Genomic DNA, 25,375 nt, shown 5'->3' on the forward strand with positions numbered 1-25,375 from the left:
CGTTGAGGGCGAGCAGGTTGGTCTGGCCGGCGATGCCCGAGATCAGGCCGACGACGTCCCCGATCCGGGCCGCGCCCGTGCTCAGGGCGTGAACCAGGCGGCCGGTGGCATCGGCCTGCCCCACCGCCCCCTGGGCCATCCGGGCCGAATCCGCGACCTGCCGGCCGATCTCCGCGACGGTGGCGCCGAGTTCCTCGGCCGCACCGGCCACCCGACCGACATTCTGCGCGGCCATCTCGGCGGCGCCGACCACGGACCCGGCGCGCCCCGCCGTGCCCTCTGCCGTTCCCGTCATGGTCTGCGCGCTGCCCTGCAGCGCCCCCGCCGCCTGCGTGACCCGGCTCAGGATGCCGCTCACCGTCGACTCGAAGGACCGGGCGGTCTGCCGCAGGGCGGCCCTGCGCTGCGCATCGGCGCCCGCCCGCGCCAGCGCGGTCTCCGATTCCAGAGCCTGCATGCGCTCCATCTGGGCGCGGATGGCGCCCTCGGAGGCCGCCTGCGCCGCGAAGGCCGTCGCGAGGGTGCGGGCGACCCAGGCCAGCACGCCCGTTTCGAGGATCAGGATGACCGCGTGCAGCATCACGCGGGCGAGGTCAAAGCGCTGGGCGGCGCCGGAGAAGATCAGGGCCGGCATCGCGAGGTTCAGGGTGAGGTGGTGCCCGGCGACGGCGGCGGCGCAGGCCACCAGGATGGTCCAGTCGCACCAGGCGACGCTCACCGCCAGGCCGGCGAAGAAATACATGTGCAGGTCGACCTGCCACGGATGCCCGGCGAAGGCCGAGAGCAGGATCGCGGCCATGCCGATCAGGGACAGGCTGCTCACCAGCCGGGTCGCCGGGCCGATGGCGGAGCGCCGCCACATCAGCGTGCTGAGGCCGGCGAGGGCGCCGGCAACCGACACCGGCACCAGCATCGGATTGCCGGCGATCCAGGCCGCGAGCACGACGATCGGCAGGTGCAGCCAGAGGAGGCCGATGAGGAAGCGGCCGAAACGCTGCCGAAGGGTGTCGAGGGTCGTCATCGCCGGGTCGGATCCAGAGGGGAGCGTCGGGGTCTTCGGGTCGGAGCGATCAGGTTCGCGAGGCGGGCGTGCAGCCCGTCGCGAACCGGGCGTCGGGGACGAGCCGGGCTCCGGACGCGTCGAGCCGGGAGACGCGGTCGGAGGATCCGGCGCGCGCCGCCAGGCCGGCCGGCAGGATCGGGGTCGCGAGGATCGCCACGGGTCCGCGGAGCCGGTTCGGGCGATGGGCCTGGGCGTCGATCACGAGGAAACCCGTCCGCCTGAATGGTGTCCTGTGAGAATAGGGGCGAACAGTCTAAGGAGCGGTTACAGGGCCGTCTGGGATCGGGGAGGTCCCCGCGCCGGTCTGCCTGTCTCGTCCGATCGATCCGCGTCCTTCGTAACGACCGCCCCGCGCGGACGCATCGCGTCCGTTTGGTCCGACGAGAAGTCCGGATTTCCTTGCGACGGGTTTGTTCGGTCCGTCGCGCCACCGCGGTCGCCATCGCCGCGGCGCGGATTGGCATAACGCTCCGTTCACGGTATGTCCCTAACGCTCGGACGGCGCGATCTTCGCGCCCGGAGCCGCGCCAGCCATGACCCAGTCCGCATGACCGTTCCCGTTCGCATCCTCGGCATCGATCCGGGCCTGCGGCGCACCGGCTGGGGCGTCGTCACGGCCACGGGGACCAAGCTCGCCTACGTGGATTGCGGCGTCGTCACCTCGGACGGGGACTTGCCGCTCGCCCTGCGCCTGCGCGAGCTCTACGAGGGCATCACCCGCATCGTCGGGGCCTTCCAGCCGGACGAGGTCTCGGTCGAGGAGACCTTCGTCAACAAGGACGCGCAGGCGACGCTGAAGCTCGGCCATGCCCGCGCGGTGGCGCTGCTGGTCCCGGCGCTCGCCGGCATGCCGGTGTTCGAGTATTCCGCCAACCTGATCAAGAAGACGGTCGCGGGCTCGGGACATGCCGACAAGGTCCAGATCCAGGCCATGGTGAAGTTCCTGCTGCCGAAGGCCGAGTTCAGGGTGGCCGACGCGGCGGATGCGCTCGCCATCGCCATCACCCACAACAGCCACCGGGGCGCCCATGCCCTCAAGCGCCAGCACGCCCCCGTGGCCGGGACGAGCAGCCTGGCGGCGGCCCGCATCGCGGCGGCCCTGGCGCGCACCTGACCGCGCCGCGCCCTGGACTCCGCCCGGGCGCTTGTGCAGTGCCTCTGTGCGCGACGCGCGCGCGGGGCGGAGATCGAACGGAATGGCCCACCAGGGAACGACGCGGCCGGCGCTGCCGGTCGGCGAGACGCTGCGGGAGGGCGTGCGGTCCGCGCTTCCGGCGATCCGCGCCCTCGGCTCGGCGACCACCGCGGCGTTCCTCGTCGTCCTGGCCAAGGAGGCGGCCCACACGCTGATGGGCGACCCGACGCGGCCCGCGCGCTTCCAGGACGACCTCTTCCTGGTCGACGGCCTCTGCACGATCCTGCTCGCCCCCTACTGGATGGCGATGTTCCGGCTCCTCCTCGGGGCCGACGGCTCCGTGCGGGCGGTCGTGGCGGGCCGGGCGGGGCCGTTCCAGGACTTCCTCGCCCTCGAGCTGTTCTGGCTTCTGGTCAGCGGGGTGCTGGACCGGGGCCTCTCGCCGGAGCGGCTCGGTCCGGGTCCGCTGATCGTCGGCCTGCTCGCCTGGATCGCCCTCCTGCTCCTGCAGATCTGGACCAGCCTGCTCGCGCCGGCCCTGGCGGTCGGCGCCCCCGAGGCGACCCTGCGCGGCGTGCTCGCGATGACCCGCGGATCGGCCGCCCGGATCGGCGTGATCCTCGTGGCCACGATCCTGCCGCTCGGCCTCGTGGACCGGATGCTGCACGCGCCCGAGCGCTCCGGGGCCGACCTACCCCCCGTCGTCCTGGCCGTCCGGATCCTCGCCTCCAGCCTGATCGACATGGCGCTGCTCGTCCTGGTGACGGCCCTCCTCGCCGCGATCTACCGGCGCCTGGGGCCGTCGGGGCGCGGCCTCACTCCACGGCCTTGAACTCGCCCTCGAGCCGCAGGGACACCTCGTCGCCGAGGAGCGGCAGGAAGGCGTTGATGCCGAAATCCGAGCGCTTGATCACCGCCCGTCCGTCGAAGCCGACCGTGTAGGCCTGGTTCACCGGGTTGATCCCGGCCTGGTTGAAGGTGGCGTCGAAGGCCACCGGCCGCGTCACCCCCTTGAGCGTCAGGTCGCCGTTGACCCGCGCGGTGGCGGGGCTCGTCGGCTCGATGCTGGTCGCGGTGAACGTGGCCTTGGGGAACTTTGCGGTGTCGAAGAAGTCCGGCGCCTTGAGGTGCTGGTTGAGCCGGTCGTTGAGCCCGTTGACGCTGTCGGTGCCGATGGTGACCGTGAGGGTGGATTTGGCCGGCTCCTTCGGGTCGAGCACCGCCTGCGCGGTCACGTCGGTGATCTGGCCGTAATAGGTCGAGAAACCGAGGTGGCTCACCGACCAGGTGATCTTGCCGTGGGCGGAATCGAGCACGTAGGCGCCCGGACGCACCTGGGTCGGATCGCTGGAGGGCGCGGCCGGTGCCGGCGTGGCCGGTGCCGGTGTCGGCGTCTCGGCCGCCCGGGCCGCGCCGGCGGTGAACAGGAGCCCGGAGGCGAGGAGCAGCGCGGTCTGGCGCATCGAGACGGTCATCCGTGTGTGTCGGGCAGGGCGCCTTTGATTTCACGAACGCCGCGCGGCCTCAAGGCGGGCCGGCCGCCGTCGCGACGGAGCACATGGCGCTCGGGCGCGCCGGCCTGTAGGCAATCCGCCGACGGATGGGCATCCGGCGGCGCGAGGGATGGGCGAGGCGATGATCGGCAAGCTGAAGGGCGTGGTGGATTCCTATGGCGAGGATTTCGTGATCCTCGACGTGCAGGGCGTCGGCTACGTGGTCCACTGCTCCGCCCGGACGCTCCAGCGCCTGCCCGGCATCGGCGAGGCGGCGGACCTCGCCATCGAGACCCATGTCCGGGAGGACATGATCCGGCTCTACGGCTTCCGCTCGGATGCCGAGCGCGAGTGGTTCCGCCTGCTCCAGACCGTGCAGGGCGTGGGCAGCAAGGTCGCCCTCGGCCTGCTCTCGGTGCTCGAGCCCGCGGCCCTCGCCTCGGCCATCGCCATGGGCGACAAGGGCGCGGTGGCGCGGGCCCCCGGCGTCGGCCCGCGCCTCGCCGCCCGCCTCGTGGCGGAACTCAAGGACAAGGCCCCGGCCTTCGCGCCCATCGATCCCGCGGTGATCGCGCTGTCCGGCGCGGTCGAGGCCCGCACGGCGCCGCAGCCCGTCGCCGACGCCATCTCGGCCCTGGTCAATCTCGGCTACGCCCCGGTCCAGGCCTCCGCGGCGATCGCCGAGGCCCTCAAGAACGCGGGCGAGGGCGCCGAGGCCAAGACCCTCATCCGGCTGGGATTGCGCGAACTCGCCCGGTGACGGCCCGTCGATCGTTGGGGCGCGACGGAATTGTGCCCTTGACGCTCGCCATTCCCGTTGCCAGTTTGGAAGGAGACAGCTAACCTGCTGAAAGTAAAGCAGTTTTCAATTGTTCTAATCTACGCGCCAATCCGATGCACGGGCTCAGCTTTTGCGCTCTGGCGTCAGCACCGCCTCAGATTCGACGAAGTGGCCGGGTGAAACCCCCACCCGGCGGCCTCTACCCGACACGCGAGCCACGCACGAGTCACGGTCCCGCATGATCGTCTGTTCCTGCAACGTCCTGTCCGATCGCGCGGTGCGCGCCTGCCTGCATCGCGGCCCGGATTGTCCGCGCACGCCGGCCCAGGTCCAGGCCTGCCTCGGGTGCAGCCCGAAATGCGGGCGCTGCGCCCGGACCATCCGCGGCATCCTGCAGAACGCCCTCGAAAATGCCCGCGATGAGGCCGCGCATGCGTGCACGGCGACTTGCGCGAGCTCCTGTAGTTTGGTCAAGGTCCAGGCTGCGGAGGAGGGGATCGCCGCCTGAGCGCCCATTCCGGGTGCTGAAGCTCCCCTCCGGCTGAACGTGCCTCAAGGGAGATTGGGCGGATGAAGGGTGATGCGAAGGTCGTCGAGTACCTCAATCGGGGACTGCGCAGCGAGCTCACGGCGGTCAGCCAGTACTGGCTCCATTTCCGCATGCTCAACGACTGGGGTTACATCGAGCTCGCCAAGTTCTGGCGCAAGGAATCCATCGAGGAGATGAACCACGCGGATCGGTTCGTCGACCGGATCCTGTTCCTCGACGGCTTCCCGAACCTGCAGGAACTCGATCCCCTGCGGATCGGTCAGAATGTCCAGGAGATCATCGAGTGCGATCTCGCCGCTGAGAACGAGGCGCGCGCGCTGTACCTCGAGGCGGCCAAGTACTGTGATTCGATCAACGACCGGGTGTCGAAGCGCCTGTTCGAGGATCTGGCCGAGGACGAGGAGGGCCATATCGACTTCCTCGAGACGCAGCTGGAGCTGATCGGCCAGATCGGCCTGCCGCTCTACGCCCAGAAGCACATCGGCGGCCTGGAGCCGATCGCTCCCGAAGCCGAATAAAGGTAGGAATGATGGGGCGCCGGGCTTCGAGGCCCGGCGCTCAAACGGATAGGACGCGAAAGTAGATATCGCGCAGGGGCAGCACCGCCTGGATCGTCGAAAGATCGAGGACCTCATCGAGGCCATCGATCACCCGATACCCGCTCCAGCGTCCTTCGATGCGGTCGAAGACCTCGAGATGCGGCCGGTCCCGCGCCACCAGCACATAGTGCTGAAGTGAGGCGAGCTGCTGATAGACGGCCCACTTCTCGAAGCGATCCCGGGCCTCGGTCCCAGGCGAGAGCACCTCGACCAGGACCGTGGGATTCTCAACAGACGTTGCGCCTGGTTCGATGTCGCCGCAGACGACGAGCACATCCGGAAGCATCGCGGCCTCCAGGGTTTTGCTCTTCATGTAGAATGTTTCGGTGAAGGTCTGGCAGGACGATCCCTTCGCGCGAAAACCGACTTCCAGGCCCAGGGCGATGTTCTGGACGATCCGCGCATGCTCCCAGCGCGCGCCGACCATCATCCGGACCACGCGTCCCCCGATCAGCTCCCAGCGCTCGTTACGGGGCTTATCGGCCAGCAACTCCTCGAAGTCGTCGAGGGCCATCCGTTCGAATTCCTGCGACGCACCGCCCACGGGAAGCTCTCCGCCTGCGACGAACCAGCGCCCCACACGCCCTGCGCCGCGACGGGAATGTAGCGCGAACGGCGCCGTTATGCGACATCCGCCAGGAGAACAGATGATGGACGCTGGCCCCGGCCCCCACCGAGAATCCGTGTGAGCAAACCTGCGAGACCCACCTCGAAGGCATCGGCGCCCAAATCGCCGACCCTCCATCCGCTTCCCGAATCGCTCCTCACGCCCGAGCGGCGCGAGGACGACCTGGAGCAGTCGATCCGGCCCTTGAGCCTGTCCGAATTCATCGGACAGCGGGCGGCGCGCGCCAACATGAGCATCTTCATCGAGTCGGCCAAGAAGACCGGTTCGGCCCTGGACCACGTGCTGTTCGTCGGGCCGCCCGGCCTCGGCAAGACGACGCTGGCGCAGATCGTTGCCCGCGAACTCGGGGTGAACTTCCGCTCCACCTCCGGCCCGGTCATCGCCAAGGCGGGCGACCTCGCCGCCCAGCTGACGAACCTGGAAGAGCGCGACGTGCTCTTCATCGACGAGATCCACCGCCTCAATCCGGCGGTGGAGGAGATCCTCTATCCGGCGATGGAGGATTACCAGCTCGACCTCATCATCGGCGAGGGGCCGGCCGCCCGCTCGGTGAAGATCGAGCTGCCCAAGTTCACCCTGGTCGGGGCCACCACCCGCGCCGGCCTGCTGACCACGCCCCTGCGCGACCGGTTCGGCATTCCGATCCGGCTGGAATTCTATGACGTCGACGAGCTCGAGCTGATCGTCAGCCGGGGCGCCCGGGTGCTCGGCCTCGGCATGTCGCCGGAGGGCGCCAACGAGATCGCCAAGCGCGCCCGGGGGACGCCCCGCATCGCCGGGCGGCTGCTGCGCCGGGTGCGCGACTTCGCCATCGTGGCCGATGCGCCCACGGTGACCCGCGCCATCGCCGACCGGGCGCTGCAACTCCTCGACGTCGATCCGGCGGGCCTCGACGTGATGGACCGCAAGTACCTGACGATGATCGCGAGCTCCTTCAACGGCGGGCCGGTCGGGATCGAGACCATCGCGGCCGCGCTGTCGGAGCCCCGCGACGCGATCGAGGACATCATCGAGCCGTTCCTGATCCAGAAGGGGTTCGTCCAGCGCACCCCGCGCGGGCGCATGCTCACGCCCCACGCCTTCCGCCACATGGGCTTTCCCGAGCCCCGGCGCGAACCGAGCGGGCAGTTCGGCCTGTTCAACGCCGGCGATCCGGACGCCTGAACGGCGTGCGGCCGAGGGATCGTACCAAATCCTTCCGATCCCTACGGGATGGCGGATTTGGGCTTCGCTCGAGCGGACCCCGTATCAGGCCGCGTCGCGCTGGTGCGTCCGGTCGGACCGCGCGTCCGCGCGATCCGGCGGGGCGAAGGTCCGGCGGGTCAGGATGTCCGTGAGGTCGGGCGCCGGCCGGGCCCGACTGAAGAGGAAGCCCTGCAGCGCGTCGCAGCCTTCCGCCTCGAGGAGGGCGGCCTGCTCGGCCGTCTCGACGCCCTCGGCGACGACGCCCATGTTGCAGGCCTTGCCGAGGCCCACCAGGGCCCGGACGATGGCGATGGCGCCCCCGTCCTGCCCGAGGGTGCGGACGAAGGACTGATCGATCTTGAGCGTGTCGAAGGGAAACCGGCGCAGGTAGCTGACGCTCGAATAGCCCGTGCCGAAATCGTCCATCGCGATCCGGACACCGAGGCTCTTCAGGCGATGCAGGATCCGGAAGGTGTCGGCGTGGTCGCGCAGGAGCACGGATTCGGTGATCTCCAGTTCCAGCCGGCTCGCCACGAGTCCGGCGCCGATCAGCGCCCGCGTCACGTCCTCGACGAGGTCGCCGCGGAGGAACTGCACGGAGGAGAGGTTGACGGCGATCGTGAGCGTGTCCGGCCAGGTCGCCGCGTCGCGGCAGGCCTGGGCCAGGACCCAGGCGCCGATCGACCGGATCAGGCCCATCTCCTCGGCCAGGGGAATGAAGGTCGCCGGACCGATCAGGCCCTCCTGGGGATGGCGCCAGCGCAGCAGCGCCTCGAAGCCCTTGAGGGTCCGGGTCCCGGCCGCGACGAGGGGCTGGTAGTGCAGCTCGAACTGCCCGGCCGCCAGGGCGCGCCGCAGCTCGGTCCCGAGCTGGTGCCGGCGCTGGATGTCCACGTCCATGTCGGTCTCGAAGAAGCGCCAGGTGCCCCGGCCCGCCGCCTTGGCCTGGTACAGGGCCACGTCGGCACGGCGCAGGACGGCGTCGCTCTCGGTGTCCGCCGGCTCCACGAGGGCGATGCCGATGCTGGTGCCGATGACGATCTCCCGGTCCTGGACCGCGAAGGGCATCTGGAGCATCGCGACGAGGCGCGCGGCGAGATCGGCCGCCTCCCCGGGCGCGACGATCCCGGACTGCACGATGGCGAACTCGTCGCCCCCCAGGCGCGCGACGAAATCGGACGGGCGCAGGCATTCCCGCAGGCGCTGCCCCGCCAGGCACAGGAGGGCATCCCCGGCCGGATGACCCAGGGTGTCGTTGACCCCCTTGAAGCCGTCGAGGTCGAGGTAGAGCACCGCCGTCCGCCTGCCGCCGCGGCCGGCGAGCACGCCCGCCATGTGCTCGCGCAGGAAGGCCCGGTTGGGCAATCCGGTCAGCGCATCGTGGCGCGCCATCCGGACGATCTGCGCCTCGCTCCGGCGGCGCTCCGTGACGTCCTCGTGCGTGCATTGCCAGCCGCCCCGGATCGGAACGTGCTTGACGGCGATGGCCCGCCCATCGGCGAGATCCCAGGTGAAGGAGGCCGGCGATCGCGCGGCCTCCTCCGGGGCGGGCCAGGGCGGAGCGCGATCGCCGTTGCTCGCCGTGAGATAGGACCGGATGGCCGCCAGCGTCGTGCCGGGCTGGCGCAGGTCCGGCGGGACGCCGTGCAGCGCGACGTAGCGCGCGTTCATCACGATCAGCCGGTTGTCCTGGTCGAACAGGCAGAGCCCTTGGGTCATGGTGTCGAGGGCGACCCCGAAGCGGGCATATTGCGTGCGCAGCGCGTGCTCGCTGCGGGCCCGCTCCTCCGCGCGCAGGAGCCGTTCCTGGCCGCCGGCCTGGCGCCGGCCGAGCACGAAGAGCCCGACGAGCCCGAGGTCGAGGAGGCCGGCGGCCGCGCCCAGCACCGTGGCCTGGCGGCGCCAGGGCGCCAGGGCCGCCGCGGTGGTGCGGCTGACGCTCAGGGTCGCCGGATAGGTCGAGAGGGCCCGGGTCGCGATGAGCCGGTCCTGCTGGTCGATCGGGCTGACGGTCCGGGTGACGCCGCCGGCCTTGTTCTGCAGGGCGATCAGGGCGGCCCCGGTCGTGGTGTACCCGCGTCCGATCGCGTTGTCCCGGTGCGGATGGCGCACCAGCAGCACGCCGTCGGTGCGGAACAGCGAGATCACGTAATCGGGCTGTGGCGCGATCTGCCCGTAGAGGCCGGCGAAGTACTCCAGCTCCACCGCGCCGAGCACGAGCCCGAGGAACGTCCCGTCTGGGGCGGAGATCTTGCGGGCGATGTACAGGGTCCAGGTTCCGTTGCCGCGGTTCTGCACCGGCTCGCTGACGAGGCGCTGGAGCAGCGGGTCCGAGGCCAGGGCCTTGAAGTAGGCCCGGTCGGCGATGTTGACGTCCGGGATGGGCCAGAACCGGGTGAAGTTGCGCAGGGTCCCGGTGTGATCGACCACCGTGACGGCGTTGACCTGGGGCAGGGCCGCCGTGCGGGCGCGCAGGGACTCGTGCATGGCGCGCGTCGAGACCTGGGCCGCGAAGGCCGCGGGCGTGGCGATCTCGGCGGCGCGGATCTCGTCGATGAGGGCGTCCTGCACGAGCTCGATCGCCTGCAGGGCCCGGTCGGCCTGGTCCGCCAGGACGGTGGCGAGGCTGACGAGGTTCTGCTCGGTATCGGCGACGGCCCGGCCGTGCAGGTCCGCGATGAAGAGTCCCGCCCCCGCGGCGATCGCCAGGCCGAGAACGCCACCCGCGGATGCGAGCAGCACGATGGAGCCGGCGTGAAGGGTTTTCGCCAGGGCGATCAGATGAGCCGATCGCTTCCGAACGCTGGCCGTAAGCATGTTCCTATCCTTGTACCGCCACGGCGGCACAGACATCGCCCCGGAGCGACTCGGCGTTGCTTCCCGGGGGGCGCCAAGTGCTCGGCGCTCCAGCGCCTTCCGGTGGATCAACGTGGGAACGCCTTAATTTTCCGTCCGTGCTTTCCGGCGGAATCTTTGCTCCGCCCGCGCCGAAACCCGCGCCGTCGACGCGCGGCCTCCCGCGGGACCGCGTTGCTCGCCCCTCGGAATCTGCTAGAGCGGCCCACCGCTCGCGGACGCTGCGCACCCCGTCGCGGAGGCCTCGGCGGGCGGTCTGCGGGCCGCGGGGGGCGTTCATCACGAATCCGGGAGCCGCCACGTTGACCCAGCCCGAACCCGGCGTGCACGCCCTCGCGGTGCGCGTCTATTACGAGGACACCGACTTCTCGGGCTTCGTCTACCACGCGAGCTACCTGCGCTTCATGGAGCGGGGACGCACCGAACTCCTGCGCGGGCTCGCGGGCGACCAGTCCGACCTGCACCGGGACGCGGCCGGAATGCACTTCGTCGTGCGCCGCATGGTGATCGACTATGCCAAGCCGGCGCGGATGGACGACCTCCTCGAGGTCCGGACCTGGACGACCGCGATGAAGGGCGCCTCGATGCACCTCGCCCAGGAGGTCCGGCGGGACGGCGCGGTGCTGGTGAAGGCCGAGGTCGTCGTCGCCTGCGTGCGCGACGGTCGCGCGATCCGCCTGCCCGACAGCCTGCGGCGGCTCCTGTCCCCGGAGCGCGACGACCCCGATCCCACGCCCCGGTCATCGTAGCGGGGCCTGTGCCGACGTCCGGTCCCGCGCCCGGAGGTGGCCGCGTCCGCGTCAGATCTTGCGGACTTCGCCCAGGAAGAGCTTGACCGCGCCCGCCACCGCCTCGATCTCGCGATTGAGATCCGCGGTCGCGCGCAGCATGCTCTGGGCCGCGTCGGCCGAATCCGTCGCGCTCGTGGCGACGGCGGCGACGCTGGAACTCACCGTCTCGGTCCGGCCCGAGGCTTCCTCGACGCTGCGGCGGATCTCGGTGGCGGTGGCCGACTGCTCCTCGACGGCCGAGCCGATGGAGATGGCGCTCTCGTCGATCCTCCCGATGATGCCGGCGATGCGCTCGATGGTGGAGGCCGTGGACGTCGTCGCGGCCTGGATCATCGCGACCTGACGGGACACGTCGTCCGTCGCCCGGGCGGTCTGGGCCGCGAGCTCCTTGACCTCGCTGGCCACGACGGCGAAGCCCCGTCCGGCCGGCCCGGCGCGGGCCGCCTCGATGGTCGCGTTGAGGGCGAGGAGGTTGGTCTGGCTGGCGATCTGCCCGATCATCCCGACGACCTGGCCGATATGGCCGGAATTCTCGCTGAGGGCGCGCACGCGCGTCACCGCCTCGCGGGCCTCCTCCACCGCCTCGCCCGTCACGGACCGGGAGCGGTCCATCTGCTGCGTGATCTCGGCATTGGCGGTGTTGAGTTCCTCGACGGCGCGGGCCACCGTCCGGACGTTGGCCGAGGTGCCGGACGCGCCGCGCGACGCCGTCGCGGCGGCCTCGGAGGTTTCGCCCGTCTTCTCCAGGACCTGGTGGGCCGCGTGGCGCAGGGTGTCGGTGGCACCGCCGGCGCCGTCGAGGGCCGCCCGGATGGCCCCGTCGAAGGCCGTGATCGCGTCGGCGAACGGCGTCACGTCGGCCCAGGACAGGACGGCGGCGATGTAGGCGCCCTGCGCCATCACCGCCGAGACATGCAGGTCGAGCGTCTTGGGGCCGAGGCGGATCTTCGTGTGCCAGGGCAGGCGCGACGGGTCCGCCACGATGCCGCGTTGGTGCTGGGGGTTCTTGTGAAACACATCCATCGAGGTTCCGACCATGCCGTCGGGATCGACGTCCCGGGGCAGGTCTTGCCGCAGCGCGTGCATGGTCTCGATGCTGCGCCGGTTGGCGAACGTGATGTTCGCGCTCACCGGATCGACGACGAGCACGTTGACCGGCAGCGCATCGAGGACCGCTTCCAGATCCATCTGCTGCGAGACCTTGGCCCGGTTCTCGGCGTGGGGGCGGCGCCATGCGTCCAGTATCGTTCTCTGGGTTTTCATCGTAGCGACCCGCCGGAATTTGGTCTTCGATAGCAATGATCTGGTTTTATCTGTGATGACGCTTAAAATTTCGTTAAAGCGCAGTTGAGCCGTTCGTGTTCAGCCTCTGGACAAATGTTGTCCTCCGGCGGCGTTCGCCGAGGACGCGCGGCGGACATCCCGATCCCTCGGCCCCCTCCGGGGCTCCGCCCGCGCGGGCCGCAAGGGAATGTTAACCCTGCCGGGTGCTTAACTGCCCTCGGGCCGGACGGGTGCACTGCACACGGCCGGCTCATACTTTCGACAGATTCGCGGGCCATTGAGCCTTGAAATCGCTCAAAGTTCCGGTTGAAGCGCGCAGGACGGACCACCGGTTCCGTGACGGCTCCGCGCGGGGTTTTTCGAGGATCATGTCATGAACCCAGCCGATGCCATGCAGGCGATGCCGGCCCCCGACATGACCCTGCTCGGCCTGTTCCTGCAGGCGCATTTCGTCGTCAAGATCGTGATGCTCGGGCTGATCGGGGCCTCGATCTGGTGCTGGTCGATCATCGTCGACAAGACCCTCCTGTTCCGCCGCACCAAGGCTGAGATGGACGCCTTCGAGGAGGCCTTCTGGTCCGGCCGCTCCCTGGAGGAGCTCTATCGCTCGTTCAACGACCGGCAGCCGGTGGGGCAGGGCGCTCTGTTCGTGGCCGCGATGCGCGAGTGGAAGCGCTCCTTCGAGGGCTCCGGGCGCCAGATCCAGAGCCTGTCCCAGCGCATCGACAAGGTGCTGGACGTGACGATCCAGCGCGAGGTCGAGCGCCTCGAGTCGCGCCTGCTCTTCCTCGCCTCCATCGGGTCGGCCGGTCCCTATATCGGCCTGTTCGGCACGGTCTGGGGCATCATGACCGCCTTCACGTCGATCGCCGCCTCCAAGAACACCTCGCTGGCCGTGGTGGCGCCGGGCATCGCCGAGGCGCTGTTCGCCACCGCCATCGGCCTGTTCGCCGCCATTCCGGCGGTGCTCGCCTACAACAAGCTGCAGTCCACGGTGGCCAAGAACCAGTCGCGCCTCGAAGGCTTCGCCGACGAGTTCTCCGCCATCCTCTCGCGGCAGATCGACGAGCGCCTCTCGCTCGTCGCCTGACCCCACCCCCACACCCGAGGAACGATCATGGGCATGGCCCACGGAGCAGCGCAGGGTGGCGGCGGACGGCGTCGGCGGGGACGCCGGCACGCGGCCATCAACGAGATCAACATGACGCCGTTCATCGACGTCGTGCTCGTGCTGCTGATCGTCTTCATGGTCGCGGCGCCGATGATGACGGTGGGCGTGCCCCTCGACCTGCCGCAATCCAAGGCGAGCCCGCTCAATTCCGACACCAAGCCCGTGACCCTGTCGATCCGTCAGTCGGGCCAGGTCTTCCTCGGGGAGAGCGAACTCTCCGACGACACCATCGTCCCGAAGCTCACCGAGAGCTCGAAGGCCGGCTTCGAGGAGCGCGTGTTCGTGCGCGGCGACAAGCGGGTCGATTACGGCCGCGTCGCCCAGGTGATGGCGATCGTGACCGGCGGCGGCTTCAAGAAGGTCGCCCTGGTCACCGAGCCGGACCAGAAGTAGCGGGCCCGGCGGTGCGGATTCCCTTCAAGCGCAGTGAACCGGGCGTCTGGGTCTCGGCGGCGACGCATGTCGGCCTGCTGACGGTCGCCCTGCTCTCGGTGGCGGCGCCCGCCCTGCCGGACGCGCAGGAGGGCGTGCCCGTCGAGGTGATGACCGAGCAGCAATATTCGGAGCTGACCAAGGGCGAGCGCAACGCCGATGCGCCCCAGCCCAACGCCAAGCCGCGTGCCGACCGCGTCGCCGAGAAGTTCGAGGAGCGCGAGCCCGAGAACGCCAAGGTCGATGCCCCGGCCCCGCCGAAGCGCCCCGCCGACATGAAGGTGGCGAGCGCCGAGGAGATGCCGCTGCGCTCCAGCGAGCCCGATCCGCAGGACGCCAAGGCCGAAGCCGCCAAGGCGGAAGCGGCCAAGGCCGAAGCGGCGGAAAAGGCCGCGAAGGCGGACGCCGCGAAGGCTGCGGCCGCCGCCGAAGCCAAGGCCGCCGCCGAGGCGAAGGCTGCCGCCGCTGCCGAGGCCAAAGCCGCGGCGGCCGAAGCCAAGGCCGCGGCCGCCGAAGCCAAGGCCGCCGCCGCCGCGAAGGCCAAGGCCGAGGCCGTCAAGCGCGAGCAACTCGCCGAACTCATCGAGAAGCAGGAGGCGGAAGCCGAGGCCAAGGCCGAAGCCGCCGCCAAGGTCGAGGCTGCGAAGGCCGAGGCGAAGGCGGAGGCGGCCCGCAAAGCACGGGCGGAGGCCAAGGCGAAGGCCGACGCCGAGGCGAAGGCCGAGAAGGAAGCCGAGGCCAAGGCGAAGGCGGTCGCGGAGGCGAAAGCCAAGGCGGAGGCCGAGCGTCAGAAGGAGCTCGCCGAAGCCAAGGCGGAGGCGGACGCCGAGGCCAAGGCCGAGGCCGCCGCGAAGGCCAAGGCCGAGGCCGCCGCCAAGGCGAAGGCCAAGGCGATGGCCGACGCCAAGGCGAAGGCGGATGGGGAAGCGAAGGCCAAGAAGCAGGCCGAACTCGCCGACAAGTTCAGCGCGGGCGACATCCGTTCGCTCCTCGCCTCGAAGGCGCCCTCGCAATCCACCGGCGCCACCGGCCGCGAGGTGCAGCGCACCGCATCCCTGGGCGCGGCCTCCGGCAACGCCCAGCGCCTGTCGCCCTCCCTGCGCGATGCCCTCGTGGGCATGCTCCAGCAGCAGATCGAGCGCTGTTACGTGGCGCCGCCCGGTGCCACCCAAGGCGTGGTGCTGCCGATGCTCGACATCCGGCTCAATCCGGACGGCACGCTGACCTCCGAACCGCGCATCATGCGGGGCGGCGCCAACGCGGTCGATCGATCGATCGCCGAGGCGGCTCAGCGCGCCGTGCGTCGCTGCGCGCCCTACAAGATCCCGGCCCAGTACGCGCCGTATTACAACGACTGGAAAGCCATCAACGCGGAGTTCGAGTTCTCGCGGGTGTGATAGGCCCGTCGGAGCGTGACCGCGTCGAAGCGTGCGGATGCCCGGCGTTCACGGGGGTCGAGGCAAGCCCTCGGCCCGATCCGCCAGGACAGGCGCAGATCCGCAGCCACGCTCCCCTCCGACCACATCGACGATCCTCGCATTCCCACGACCACGGAATCGATCATGCATCCCAGTCTTCCCAAGGGCCTGACGTCGCTCCTCGCCCTCCTGGCCCTCGTCCTGTGCGGCTTGAACCCGGCTGCGGCGCAGCTCAACCTGCGCATCGGCGGCGGGTCGTTCCAGCCGATGCCGATCGCGGTCACGGATTTCTCGGGGGATCCGAGCCTGGGCCTCCTCGTCTCCAGCGTGGTCACGAACAACCTGCGCCGGTCGGGCTACTTCACGCCCGTCGAGAAAGCGAAGTTCCCCGAGGCCCCGGGCTTCGATGCGGTCCCGGGTTTCGAGAAGTGGAAGGCGGCGGGCGTTCAGGCCCTGATCACCGGGCGGGTGGCGCGTGACGCCTCGGGCAAGCTCAAGGTCGAGTTCCGCCTCTGGGACGTCACCTCGGGCCAGCAGATGACCGGCCAGCAATACGGCACCGATCCGGCCAATGCACGCCGCACCGGCCACCTCATCTCGGACGCGGTCTACACCAAGATCACCGGCCTCGGCCCCTGGTTCGACAGCCGCATCGCCTTCGTGGACGAGTCCGGCTCAAAGGAAAACCGGCGCAAGCGCCTGATGGTGATGGACCAGGACGGCGCCAACGTGCGGGCGCTCACCAATGGCGACAACGCCGTGGTCGCGCCGCGCTACTCGCCGGCGACCCAGGACATCGCCTTCATGACCCAGACCACCGGCCAGCAGCCGCGCATCCAGGTCATCAACCTCGAGACCGGCAGCCGGCAGGCCCTCGGCAAGTCCGGCTCGATGAGCACCAGCCCGCGCTTCTCCCCCGACGGCCGTCGTCTCGTGATGAGCGTCCAGGAGGGCGGCAACGCCGACATCGTCATCATGGACCTCGCCTCGAAGGCGCAGACGCCGGTCACCAACGGCAATGCCATCGACACCTCGCCGACCTTCTCGCCCGACGGCAGCCAGATCGTGTTCGAGTCCGATCGCGGCGGCTCGCAGCAGATCTACGTCATGAGCGCCTCGGGGGGGACGCCCACCCGCCTCTCCTTCGGCGAGGGCTCCGCCTCGCAGCCGGCCTGGTCGCCGCGCGGCGACCTCATCGCCTTCACGCGCCAGCGCAAGGGCGGCTTCGCCATCTGCGTGATGAAGCCGGACGGAACGGGCGAGCGTGTGCTCACGGAAGGCTTCCACAACGAGGGCCCGACCTTCGCGCCGAACGGCCAGTACGTGCTGTTCTTCCGCGATCCGGGCGGCCAGGGCGGCGGCAAGCTCTACATGGTCGACATCACCGGCAAGGTGGAGCAGCCGGTCCCGACCCCGTCCTACGCCTCGGACCCGACCTGGTCGCCGCTGCTGTCGGGGAAGTAGGACGGGACGCGCGCGGCGGCCGTGTCAGCCGCGCTCGTAGCCCGTGGTTCGGCGCACGAAGCTGAAAGCCGAGCTCAGCGATGCGCCGGCGGCGCCGGTCACGGCCTGAACGGCACCGACTGCCGCCTGAGCCGCCTCGCTCGCCGTCGTCGCCAGGGACGAATCCGCGTGTCCCGGTCCGTCGACCGTCTGGGTCATCCGCTGTGAGGCCCGAGCGAACCCCCGTCGCAGTACTTCCCGATCGTTGCTGATCAGCGCCGGAAGCCGCGGGTCGGCCAGGGCGATCAGCAGGCCTGCGTCCTGGAACGTGATTTCCAGCAGCGTCTGAGGTTGGGATTCCTCGGCCGACACCGAGGTCAGGGCGGTCGCGGCGAGCAGCGCCGTGCCGCTCAGATCGATGTTCGATGCGAGGGCGAGACTTCCCTTCAGACCTTCGAGAAGTTGCCCGCCCCAGTTCCGGTTGCCCGCGATTTCTCCGTGCGCCTCGACGGCGAGGATGCTCTCGACGGAGCGCTCGACACCGTCCGGGCTGGTCAGAACGCCCGACTCATAGGTGCCTCTGCCTTTTCCGCAATTTCCGGCAACCACCTTGATGTCAGCCATTGCAGCCTCCTGCAGGATTTCTACGCATGCGTGCAGGCCGCTGTCATGTCGAAAAGCTCGGCCGTGCCGGCGCGATGGATCGGCAACGGGGCTCCGAGACATCGTGTAAGGCACTGTTTACGCAGGCTTTATCCCTGGTGTGCAGCGAATCGGGCGGCTAAGGGATAAATCCGCCCTTCATTCCGCCGGCACGAGCCGGTCCCGGGCCCGCAGCGCGGGAAACACCCGGCCCCAGAGCGCCGCGACGAGGAGGGTGGCGAGGCCGCCCGCCACCACGGCCGGGACGGCCCCGATCAGGGCCGCCAGGGTGCCGGATTCGAACTCGCCGAGTTCGTTCGAGGCGCCGATGAAGACCGAGTTCACCGCCGAGACCCGGCCGCGCATGGAATCGGGCGTCTCGCCCTGCACGAAGGTCTGGCGCACGAACACGCTGATCATGTCGGCCGCCCCCGTGACGAACAGGCAGGCCATGGAGAGGGGCAGGGAGGTCGAGAGGCCGAAGCCCACCGTGGCGAGGCCGAAGATCCCCACGGCCTGGAGCATGCGCAGGCCGGCCCGGCGCTGCAGCGGCCGGTAGGCGAGGGCGATCGCGGTGAGCACGGCGCCGGCCGCCGGCATGCTGCGCAGGACGCCGAGGCCGAGGGGGCCCACGTGCAGCACTTCCGCCGCGAAGATCGGCAGGAGGGCGGTGGCGCCCCCGAGGAGCACCGCCACGAGGTCGAGGCTGATGGCGCCGAGCACCACCGGATGCGTGCGGATGTAGGTCAGGCCGGCCGAGAGGGTCTCCCAGGTCACGGGCGGCCGCTCGGCGATGGGGGCGGGCCGGAACCGGATCGCCAGGATGAGGGCGCTGGCGAGCGCGAAGCTCACGGCGGCCGCCCCGAAGACCACCGCCGGCCCGAGGGCGTAGAGGAAGCCGCCGGTGGCCGGGCCGAGGATCGAGGCGCTCTGCCAGAGCGAGGCGTTCCAGGCGATGGCCGAGCTGAACAGGGGGCGGGGCACCAGGGTCGGCAGCAGGGCCTGCAGGGCCGGGTTGGCGAAGGCGCGACAGGTGCCGATCACGACGACGAGCCCGTAGATCGGCCACAGGGTCGTGGTGCCGAGCCAGGCCGCCAGGAGCAGGCCGAGATCCGCCGACGCCAGGGTCGCGTAGGCCAGGGCCGCCACGCGGCGCCGGTCGTAGGTGTCGGCGACGTGGCCCGTCACCAGGGCCGAGAGCATGGCGGGCAGGAAGCTCGCCAGGCCCACGAGGCCCAGGGCCAGGGCCGAGCGGGTGATGTCGTAGACGAACCACCCCACCGCCACCGCCTGCATCTGGAAGGCGAGGCCGGTGAGGAAGCGGGCCGCTCCGAAGAGGCGGAAATCGCCGTTGCGGAAGACGTCCCAGCGCGGCGCGGCATCGGTGCTCATGCGGCCGTGCTGAGGCAGGGCGGTTTGCGCGTCAAGCGCAAGGATGATGGGGCGGACTGAACCGTGCAGCCGCGGGGCTCGACCGTCCGCGGCGCGACCGGCCCGCCGGCGGAGACCTTCGTCAGGGCCGCACTTCGGTCAGGGTCGCACTTCGGTCAGGGCCGCACTCCGGTCCGCGGCCGCGAGGGGCACCGCCTGCAGAGCCTCCAGCACCAGGCCGGGGGTGAGGATCTGGGGCAGGACCGTGGGCTCGCCCGCACCGGAATAGAGGAGGTAGAGCGGGACGCCGCTGCGGCCGTGGCGCTCCAGCAGGCGGGTGATCTCGGGGTTCTGGTTGGTCCAGTCGCCCTTGAGGGCGGTGATGCCCCGCGCCTTCAGCCCGGCCTGGACCGCCTCGGCGCGCAGGGCCACGCGCTCGTTGACCTGGCAGGTGATGCACCAGGCCGCCGTCATGTTCACGAAGACCGGCTTGCCCTGGGCCAGGAGCCCGTCGAGGCGCGCCTGGGTGAAGGCGCTGCCATCGGCCTGCGCGGCGTCGGCCCCCGCCCGGTCCCGGTCGAGGCCGAGGGTGAGGATCGCGAGGGCGGCGAGCGCCGCCACGGCGGTGCCGCGCGCGACCCAGGTGCCGGCCGGGCCGGCCCCGTGCCCGCGCTCCCAGGCCCAGGCGGCGAGGCCCATGAGGACGAGGCCGACCAGGGCGGCGAGGAGCCCGGCCGAGCCCACCTGCTGCGACAGCACCCAGACCAACCAGGCCACGGTGGCGTAGATCGGGAAGGCCAGCGCCCCCTTCAGGGTGTCCATCCAGGCGCCGGGGCGGGGCAGCCGCCGCAGGGCCGCGGGCCAGATCGTCAGCGCGAGGAAGGGCAGGGCGAGGCCGAGGCCGAGGCTCGCGAAGACCGCGAGGCTCACGCCGGCCTCCTGGGTCAGGGCGAAGCCCACCGCCGAGCCCATGAAGGGGGCGGTGCAGGGGGTGGCCACCACGGTGGCGAGGATTCCGGTGAAGAACGAGCCTTCCAGGCCGGCCCGCCGGGTCAGGCCGTCCCCGAGGCCCGCGATGCCGGCGCCGAGATGGACGACGCCCGACAGGCTGAGTCCCATGGCGAGCAGCAGGTAGGCGAGGCCCGCCACCACCAGGGGCGATTGCAGCTGGAAGCCCCAGCCGATGCCGGCGCCGGCCCCCTTCAGGGCGATCAGCAGGCCGGCGAGGGCCAGGAAGGACGCGAGCACGCCCGCCGTGTAGGCGAGGCCGTGCAGCCGGACCCGGCCCGCCGGCTCGCCGGAATGCCGCACGAGGCTCAGGACCTTGATGGACAGGACCGGGAAGACGCAGGGCATCAGGTTGAGGAGGAGGCCGCCCAGGAAGGCGAGGCCGGCCGCGCTCCAGAGGGTCAGGCTCTCGGCCGGGACCTGCGCGGGTGTGGGCGCCATCGTCGCGTTCGTGGTCGCGGCCGAGGCCGTCGCGACGGCGGTGGCGTCCGGGGCCTCCCCGATGGCGTAGGCGCGGCGCACGGGTCCGTCCGGCGTCGCCTCCGCGAAGGTCAGCACCCCCGGCAGGGTCGCGGGGGCCGCTGCGGTGGCGTCGCCGCGGGCCAGGTCGATGTGCAGCCCATCCGCGTCGCTGCGCGCCTCTTGGGGCGCCGCGTTCTCGATGGCGGTCTCCGCATAGGGGAAGTAGGCGACGTCGGACGCCGCGAGCCCGGCCGGCGCGGCGAGGTGCACCTGCAGACGCCCGTTCTCGGCGCCGTAGCGCACCGGCCAGGGGGCGGGCGCGGGCAGGGCCGCGCGGGCGGCCTCGAACAGCATCATCGATCCGGGCGCGACGCCGGTGCTGGTGCCGGTCTGCGCCACCGGCAGGGTCAGGCGCAGCTCGGCCGAGCCCGGCACGCATTCGCGCTCGCAGACGAGGTAGGTCAGCTTGGCCTGGAGCGTCACCGGCTTGGCCGAGGCCAGCGTGGCCGGCGGGGTCACCTGCGCCAGGAGGACGGCCTCGTCCTCGTAGCCGTAGTTCATCAGGTGGGCGACCGGGATGCGGCTCGGGCTCGGCCACTGGATCGGCCCCGCCGAGAACCCGGGCGGCAGCGTCCAGGCGACCTCCGGAGCCAGGCCGGAATCGCCGGGATTGCGCCAGTAGACGTGCCAGTGCGGCCGCATCACCAGGCGGATCCCCACCGTGAAGGGCTCGCCCGGCCGGATCGCGGCGGGCTCCCCGACGAGGCTCGCCTTCACGAGGTCGGCCGGCACCTTGAAGCCCTGCGCGGAGGCGGTGGGCAGAGCGAGGCCGAACAGCGCGAGCGCCAGGGCGAGAAGCCGGATCATAGAATCCTGTTCGGAGATGGAGGCGGGCAGGTTACGTCCGTTCGGCCGGAGCGCAAAATCCCGAAGCCGCGAGATCCCTTGTCCCCGCCTTTCCGCGCCGCCGAAAGGCGCAGGATGGTCGCAAGGGCCGTCCGGCGCTCCGGCCGGGCCAGGGTCAGACCGACGCCGCCATCGGCCGGGTCGCCGCCGCCAGCCAGGCCCGCGTCGCCCCGTCGAGGTCCGGTTCCAGCGCCTCCCGCACGCGGGCGTGATAGGCGTCGATCCAGGCCGTCTCCTCCGGGCTCAGGAGCTCGGGGCGGATCAGGCGACGGTCGAAGGGCGCCAGCGTCAGGGTCTCGAAGCCGAGCATCGGGCGCTCGCCGCCGGGCACGTCGCGGACCTCGACCAGGACGAGGTTCTCCAGGCGGATGCCGTAGGCGCCGGGCCGGTAGTAGCCCGGTTCGTTCGAGAGGATCATGCCGGGCTCGAGGGCGACCGTTCCGGTCTTGGCGATGCGCTGCGGCCCCTCGTGCACCGACAGGAAGGACCCCACGCCGTGGCCGGTGCCGTGGTCGAAGTCGAGGCCGGCCTCCCAGAGGGGCAGGCGGGCGAAGGCATCGATCTGCGCGCCCGTCGTGCCCTTCGGAAACACCGCCCGGGCGATGCCGATATGCCCCCGGAGCACGCGGGTGAAGTGGTCGCGCATCGCCTCGGAGGGCGTGCCGATCGCCACCGTCCGGGTGATGTCGGTGGTGCCGTCGCGGTATTGCGCCCCGGAATCCACCAGGAACAGCTCCCCGGGCCGGATGCGCCGGTCGGTCTCGCGGCTGACCCGGTAATGGACGATGGCGCCGTTGGGGCCGCTGCCGGAGATCGTCGGGAACGAGACGTCGCGCAGCAGGCCGCCCGCGGCGCGGAAATCCTCCAGGGCCTCCACGGCGGCGATCTCGGTCAGTGTATCGCCCTGGTCCGCGAGCCAGGCGAGGAAGCGGGTCACGGCGACGCCGTCGCGCAGATGCGCCGCCCGGGTGCCGGCGATCTCCGCCGCGTTCTTCACCGCCTTCATGGCCGTGATCGGGTCGGGGCCGAGATCGGCGACGCCTCCGGCCGCCTCGACCCGCTGCTTGAGGGCGTATGCGGCGGTGGCGGCGTCGAGGCGCAGGCGCGCGGCGTTCGCCGCCTGCGCCGCGAGGCCGTCCGCGAAGGCCGCGCGCGGGTGGAGGTCGGCGAGCGGCGCGAGGGCGGCGCGCAGCTCCGGGCTCACGGCGGGCGAGGTCAGGTAGAGGGCCGCGCGGCCGTCCCGCGGCACCAGGGCGTAGCCCAGCGCCAGGGGGGTGTGGGCCACGTCGCTGCCGCGCAGGTTGAACGCCCAGGCGAGGTTGTGCGGATCGGAGATCACCAGGGCGGCGTCGTCCGCCTCGGCCAGGGCCGTGCGGATGCGGGCGAGCTTGTCCGCGGCGGACGCGCCGGCGAGCTCCGGCGGATGGGCGACGACGGGCCCCGCCGGCTGCCCCGGCCGGTCGGTCCAGACCGCGTCGACGGGGTTCCGATCCGCCGCCTGCAGGCGCGCGCCGGCCTTGGCCACCGCGCGCTCCAGGCGCGCCACGCTGTCGGGGGTGTGCAGCCAGGGATCGTAGGCCAGCACCTGGCCGGCCTTGATGTGGGCGCCGATCCAGGCCGCGACGCTGGTCTCGGCCAGGGGCACCGGGGTGATGAGGGCGGTGTCGACCTGGGCCGGCGCCTGCAGGGTGTAGCGCCCGTCGACGACGAGGGCGGCTTTTTCGGACAGGATCACGGCGGTGCCGGCCGAGCCGGTGAAGCCCGTGAGCCAGGCCAGGCGCTCGGCCTGCGGCGGCACGTACTCGGACTGGTGCTCGTCAGCGCGGGGCACCACGAAGCCGTCGAGGCCGGCGTCGCGCAGGGCCGCGCGCAGGGCCCGGATGCGGTCGGCCCCGTGGCGGTGGCTCGGATCGTCGAAGGTCTGGAAGCGGGCGCGGGTCATGGCGCCCAGGGTTACGCCGGGCTCAGAGGGGCCGCAACCGCGTCCGGCGCGGGCGCGCCGCCGCGCCGCCGCGCGTGAGCACCAGCGTCGCCCAGCCCTCGATCAGCCCGTGCCGGGCGAGGTGGAAGCCCCGGTGCCGATAGGTGGAGAGGACGCCCGGCACGTCGCGCTCGATGAGGCCGGAGAGGATCAGCACGCCGCGGTCGGCGACGACCGCCGACAGCGAGGGCGCCAGCCCCTTCAGGGGCCGCGCCAGGATGTTGGCGAAGACCACGTCGAAGCGGCGCGGCCGGTCGGCGAGGGGGTGGCGCACCCCCGGCCCCTGGTAGAGCCGCAGGACCGGCCCGAGGCCGTTGAGGCGGGCATTGCCGATGGCGGTGGTCACCGCCTCCGGGTCGAGGTCGCCGGCGATGACGGGCGTGTGCAGGTATTTCGCCGCCGCGAAGGCGAGGATGCCGGTGCCGGTGCCGACGTCGAGCACGTGGGCCGGGCGCCCGCGCTTGAGGATCCCCGCGAAGGCCCGGAGGCAGCCCAGCGTCGTGCCGTGATGGCCGGTGCCGAAGGCCAGCGCCGCCTCGATCTCGATGGCGAGGTCGTTGGCCCGGACCGTGTCGCGGTCATGGCTGCCGTGGACGAGGAAGCGGCCGGCCCGGACGGGCTTCAGGCCCTCCAGGGAGGCGCGGACCCAATCCTGCTGGTCGATGGTCTCGAAGGTGGCGACGTCCGCCTGCGCGCCGACCACGGGGCGGATCAGGTCGCGGATCATCGCCTCGTCGGGCGCATCGGCGAAGTAGGCCTCGAGCCGCCAGGTCCGGCCGTCCTCGGCCTCGAAGGCGGCCACGGCCGTCTGGGTCGGGTCGAACATCTCGCCGAGGAGGTCGGTCATCGCGCGCGCCGACCCCTCGTCGGTGAGGAGGCGCAGCACATGGGTCGGACGGTGGGGAGGCAGGCCTTCGAGCATGATCGGGGCTCTACCACCCGCGACGTCCCGCCGCCACCTCGCGCGCAAGCTTGGCCGGAACGGAACCGCCGGATCCGCGTTTGCTGTGGCTTCTCCAGGCTCGCGTCGATGTCGGAGCGTGCGTTGTGCGTATGAAAATCAGAAGAGCCGGCGGACGAACGCCGGTCGTTCTCGCGGAAAAGTCCAAGGCCCGCCGTCGCCTCGTGCGCGATCGCGGAGGCTTCACCGATGCCGAGACGCTGACGGGACCCCTGCCCGGACCGATGCTGGTGCTCCTGAGCCGTCTGCACCGCTCGGAGCGTCCGCCCGTCGAGGACGAGGAGCGGGGCGCCTGACGAGCCCCGTCCCGATCCGTGCTATGGCGGCTCCGGCGCCGGCGGCCTCTCCCGGGTCGTGCCGGCCGCAGACGAAGGGCTGATCGATGATTCCGACGCGGCGGACGTGGCTCGGGGCGGTGCTGGGATTGGCGATCTGGGCCGGCGTGACGCCGGCGCGGGCCGAAATACCCGTACGGGCCGAGACGCCCGTGGTGGTCTTCGCCGCCGCCAGCCTGAAGAACGCCCTCGACGCGGCCACCGCCGCCTGGACGACGGAGACCGGCAAGACCGCCCGGATCTCCTACGCGGCCTCCAGCGCGCTGGCCAAACAGATCGAGGCCGGGGCGCCGGCCGACCTGTTCCTCTCGGCCGATCTCGCCTGGATGGATGACGTGGCGGGCAAGGACGGCCTCAAGCCGGGCACCCGCTCGAACCTCCTGCGCAACGCCCTCGTGCTGATCGCCCCCAAGGATTCGGCTGTGGCCCTGGCGCTCAAGCCCGGCCCCGACCTCGCCGCGACCTTCGCCAAGGCGCTGGGCGACGGTCGCATCGCCATGGGCAACGTCGCGGCGGTCCCGGCCGGCAAGTACGGCAAGGCGGCGCTGGAGACTCTCGGCGCCTGGGAGGGCGTGAAGGACCGCCTCGCCCAGGCCGAGAACGTGCGGGCGGCCCTCCTGCTCGTGGCCCGCGGCGAGGCGCCGCTCGGCATCGTCTACGCCACCGACGCGGTCTCCGACCCCAGCGTCCGGGTGGTCGCCACCTTCCCGGCCGCGAGCCACCCGCCGGTGATCTATCCGGTGGCACTCACGAAGGAGTCGACCAACCCGGATGCGGCCGCGCTTCTCGCCTACCTGCGCAGCCCCGCCGCCCGGGTGTTCTTCGAGCGCCAGGGCTTCTCGGTGATCGGCGCCGAGGACCGGACCTGATCGTCCGGCCT

General features: G+C 71.3%; 24 protein-coding genes. 13 read left to right on the plus strand and 11 right to left on the minus strand.

Annotation, left to right across the window (positions count from 1 at the left end; translation table 11 throughout):
• Together ASF18_RS13960 and ASF18_RS13965 are read right to left on the minus strand one after the other, a co-directional pair.
• On the minus strand, positions 1–1,021 hold a 1,021-nt coding region (locus ASF18_RS13960), incomplete at its 3' end, for a chemotaxis protein (RefSeq protein ID WP_244472707.1).
• Positions 1,022–1,070: 49 nt separating this feature from the next.
• The gene (locus tag ASF18_RS13965) at positions 1,071–1,265 is read right to left on the minus strand and encodes a hypothetical protein (RefSeq protein WP_056275182.1); all 195 of its coding nucleotides are present in this window, start codon (positions 1,263–1,265) and stop codon (positions 1,071–1,073) included.
• Between the two features lie 345 nt (positions 1,266–1,610).
• On the opposite strand from ASF18_RS13965, the gene ruvC reads away from it, so the two are divergent.
• Positions 1,611–2,177, plus strand: a complete 567-nt coding sequence (gene ruvC / locus ASF18_RS13970; RefSeq protein ID WP_056352383.1) for a crossover junction endodeoxyribonuclease RuvC — start codon at positions 1,611–1,613, stop codon at positions 2,175–2,177.
• 82 nt (positions 2,178–2,259) lie between these two features.
• The gene (locus ASF18_RS13975) at positions 2,260–3,030 is read left to right on the plus strand and encodes a hypothetical protein (RefSeq protein WP_056352385.1); all 771 of its coding nucleotides are present in this window, start codon (positions 2,260–2,262) and stop codon (positions 3,028–3,030) included.
• On the opposite strand, the gene ASF18_RS13980 is transcribed toward ASF18_RS13975, so the two are convergent.
• Positions 3,014–3,661, minus strand: a complete 648-nt coding sequence (locus ASF18_RS13980; RefSeq protein WP_056352854.1) for a YceI family protein — start codon at positions 3,659–3,661, stop codon at positions 3,014–3,016. The two genes, ASF18_RS13975 and ASF18_RS13980, sit on opposite strands and share 17 nt — an antisense overlap.
• 172 nt (positions 3,662–3,833) lie before the next feature.
• Here ASF18_RS13980 and ruvA point away from each other — a divergent pair, with 172 nt between their 5' ends.
• The 3 genes from ruvA to bfr all read left to right on the plus strand — a co-directional run bounded on the left by ruvA (position 3,834) and on the right by bfr (position 5,540).
• Positions 3,834–4,451: a Holliday junction branch migration protein RuvA gene (ruvA, locus tag ASF18_RS13985; RefSeq protein ID WP_056352855.1), complete on the plus strand. Its 618-nt coding sequence runs from the start codon at positions 3,834–3,836 to the stop codon at positions 4,449–4,451.
• Between the two features lie 259 nt (positions 4,452–4,710).
• On the plus strand, positions 4,711–4,980 hold the full coding sequence (locus ASF18_RS13990) for a (2Fe-2S)-binding protein (protein ID WP_056214472.1): 270 nt from the start codon (positions 4,711–4,713) through the stop codon (positions 4,978–4,980).
• 62 nt (positions 4,981–5,042) lie between these two features.
• On the plus strand, positions 5,043–5,540 hold the full coding sequence (gene bfr, locus ASF18_RS13995; RefSeq protein ID WP_056214475.1) for a bacterioferritin: 498 nt from the start codon (positions 5,043–5,045) through the stop codon (positions 5,538–5,540).
• Between the two features lie 40 nt (positions 5,541–5,580).
• Here the strand turns inward: bfr and ASF18_RS14000 are convergent, their stop codons facing one another.
• Positions 5,581–6,135, minus strand: coding sequence for a Uma2 family endonuclease (locus tag ASF18_RS14000; RefSeq protein ID WP_056275666.1), 555 nt, complete (start codon positions 6,133–6,135; stop codon positions 5,581–5,583).
• A 276-nt stretch (positions 6,136–6,411) separates the two neighbouring features.
• Here ASF18_RS14000 and ruvB point away from each other — a divergent pair, with 276 nt between their 5' ends.
• The gene (gene ruvB, locus ASF18_RS14005; protein WP_056215338.1) at positions 6,412–7,413 is read left to right on the plus strand and encodes a Holliday junction branch migration DNA helicase RuvB; all 1,002 of its coding nucleotides are present in this window, start codon (positions 6,412–6,414) and stop codon (positions 7,411–7,413) included.
• Positions 7,414–7,497: 84 nt separating this feature from the next.
• Here the strand turns inward: ruvB and ASF18_RS14010 are convergent, their stop codons facing one another.
• Entirely contained in the window at positions 7,498–10,251 is a 2,754-nt protein-coding gene (locus ASF18_RS14010) for an EAL domain-containing protein (protein WP_056352387.1), read from the minus strand.
• A gap of 341 nt (positions 10,252–10,592) precedes the next feature.
• Between ASF18_RS14010 and ybgC the strand changes: the two genes are divergently transcribed.
• Positions 10,593–11,039: a tol-pal system-associated acyl-CoA thioesterase gene (gene ybgC, locus ASF18_RS14015; RefSeq protein WP_056275188.1), complete on the plus strand. Its 447-nt coding sequence runs from the start codon at positions 10,593–10,595 to the stop codon at positions 11,037–11,039.
• Between the two features lie 51 nt (positions 11,040–11,090).
• Here the strand turns inward: ybgC and ASF18_RS14020 are convergent, their stop codons facing one another.
• Entirely contained in the window at positions 11,091–12,344 is a 1,254-nt protein-coding gene (locus ASF18_RS14020; RefSeq protein ID WP_200917596.1) for a methyl-accepting chemotaxis protein, read from the minus strand.
• Between the two features lie 394 nt (positions 12,345–12,738).
• Between ASF18_RS14020 and tolQ the strand changes: the two genes are divergently transcribed.
• The 4 genes from tolQ (at position 12,739) to tolB (ending at position 16,850) form a co-directional block, all read left to right on the plus strand.
• Positions 12,739–13,455, plus strand: coding sequence for a protein TolQ (gene tolQ / locus ASF18_RS14025; protein WP_056214491.1), 717 nt, complete (start codon positions 12,739–12,741; stop codon positions 13,453–13,455).
• A 27-nt stretch (positions 13,456–13,482) separates the two neighbouring features.
• Positions 13,483–13,929: a biopolymer transporter ExbD gene (locus ASF18_RS14030; protein WP_056214495.1), complete on the plus strand. Its 447-nt coding sequence runs from the start codon at positions 13,483–13,485 to the stop codon at positions 13,927–13,929.
• Positions 13,930–13,940: 11 nt separating this feature from the next.
• Positions 13,941–15,365, plus strand: coding sequence for a cell envelope integrity protein TolA (gene tolA / locus ASF18_RS14035; RefSeq protein ID WP_056352395.1), 1,425 nt, complete (start codon positions 13,941–13,943; stop codon positions 15,363–15,365).
• 165 nt (positions 15,366–15,530) lie between these two features.
• A complete protein-coding gene (tolB, locus tag ASF18_RS14040; protein ID WP_056214500.1) occupies positions 15,531–16,850 on the plus strand; it encodes a Tol-Pal system beta propeller repeat protein TolB in 1,320 nt (439 codons plus the stop codon).
• A 24-nt stretch (positions 16,851–16,874) separates the two neighbouring features.
• Here the strand turns inward: tolB and ASF18_RS14045 are convergent, their stop codons facing one another.
• The 5 genes from ASF18_RS14045 to ASF18_RS14065 all read right to left on the minus strand — a co-directional run bounded on the left by ASF18_RS14045 (position 16,875) and on the right by ASF18_RS14065 (position 24,121).
• Positions 16,875–17,453 (minus strand): hypothetical protein, encoded by a 579-nt coding sequence (locus ASF18_RS14045; protein WP_056352397.1) that lies wholly within the window; start codon positions 17,451–17,453, stop codon positions 16,875–16,877.
• 177 nt (positions 17,454–17,630) lie between these two features.
• Positions 17,631–18,863 carry an MFS transporter gene (locus tag ASF18_RS14050; RefSeq protein WP_056352399.1) on the minus strand — a complete coding sequence of 411 codons (1,233 nt, stop codon included), beginning with the start codon at positions 18,861–18,863 and terminating at the stop codon, positions 17,631–17,633.
• Positions 18,864–19,001: 138 nt separating this feature from the next.
• Positions 19,002–21,179 carry a protein-disulfide reductase DsbD domain-containing protein gene (locus ASF18_RS14055; RefSeq protein WP_056352401.1) on the minus strand — a complete coding sequence of 726 codons (2,178 nt, stop codon included), beginning with the start codon at positions 21,177–21,179 and terminating at the stop codon, positions 19,002–19,004.
• Positions 21,180–21,333: 154 nt separating this feature from the next.
• Positions 21,334–23,160 carry an aminopeptidase P family protein gene (locus ASF18_RS14060; RefSeq protein ID WP_056352403.1) on the minus strand — a complete coding sequence of 609 codons (1,827 nt, stop codon included), beginning with the start codon at positions 23,158–23,160 and terminating at the stop codon, positions 21,334–21,336.
• A gap of 22 nt (positions 23,161–23,182) precedes the next feature.
• A complete protein-coding gene (locus ASF18_RS14065) occupies positions 23,183–24,121 on the minus strand; it encodes a 50S ribosomal protein L11 methyltransferase (protein WP_056352404.1) in 939 nt (312 codons plus the stop codon).
• Positions 24,122–24,324: 203 nt separating this feature from the next.
• Here ASF18_RS14065 and ASF18_RS25075 point away from each other — a divergent pair, with 203 nt between their 5' ends.
• Positions 24,325–24,456, plus strand: coding sequence for a hypothetical protein (locus tag ASF18_RS25075; protein ID WP_280138938.1), 132 nt, complete (start codon positions 24,325–24,327; stop codon positions 24,454–24,456).
• Between the two features lie 86 nt (positions 24,457–24,542).
• The gene (modA, locus tag ASF18_RS14075; RefSeq protein WP_056352405.1) at positions 24,543–25,364 is read left to right on the plus strand and encodes a molybdate ABC transporter substrate-binding protein; all 822 of its coding nucleotides are present in this window, start codon (positions 24,543–24,545) and stop codon (positions 25,362–25,364) included.
• The last annotated feature ends 11 nt before the right edge of the window (positions 25,365–25,375 follow it).

It is taken from the genome of Methylobacterium sp. Leaf89 (assembly GCF_001422215.1).
GTDB lineage: Bacteria > Pseudomonadota > Alphaproteobacteria > Rhizobiales > Beijerinckiaceae > Methylobacterium.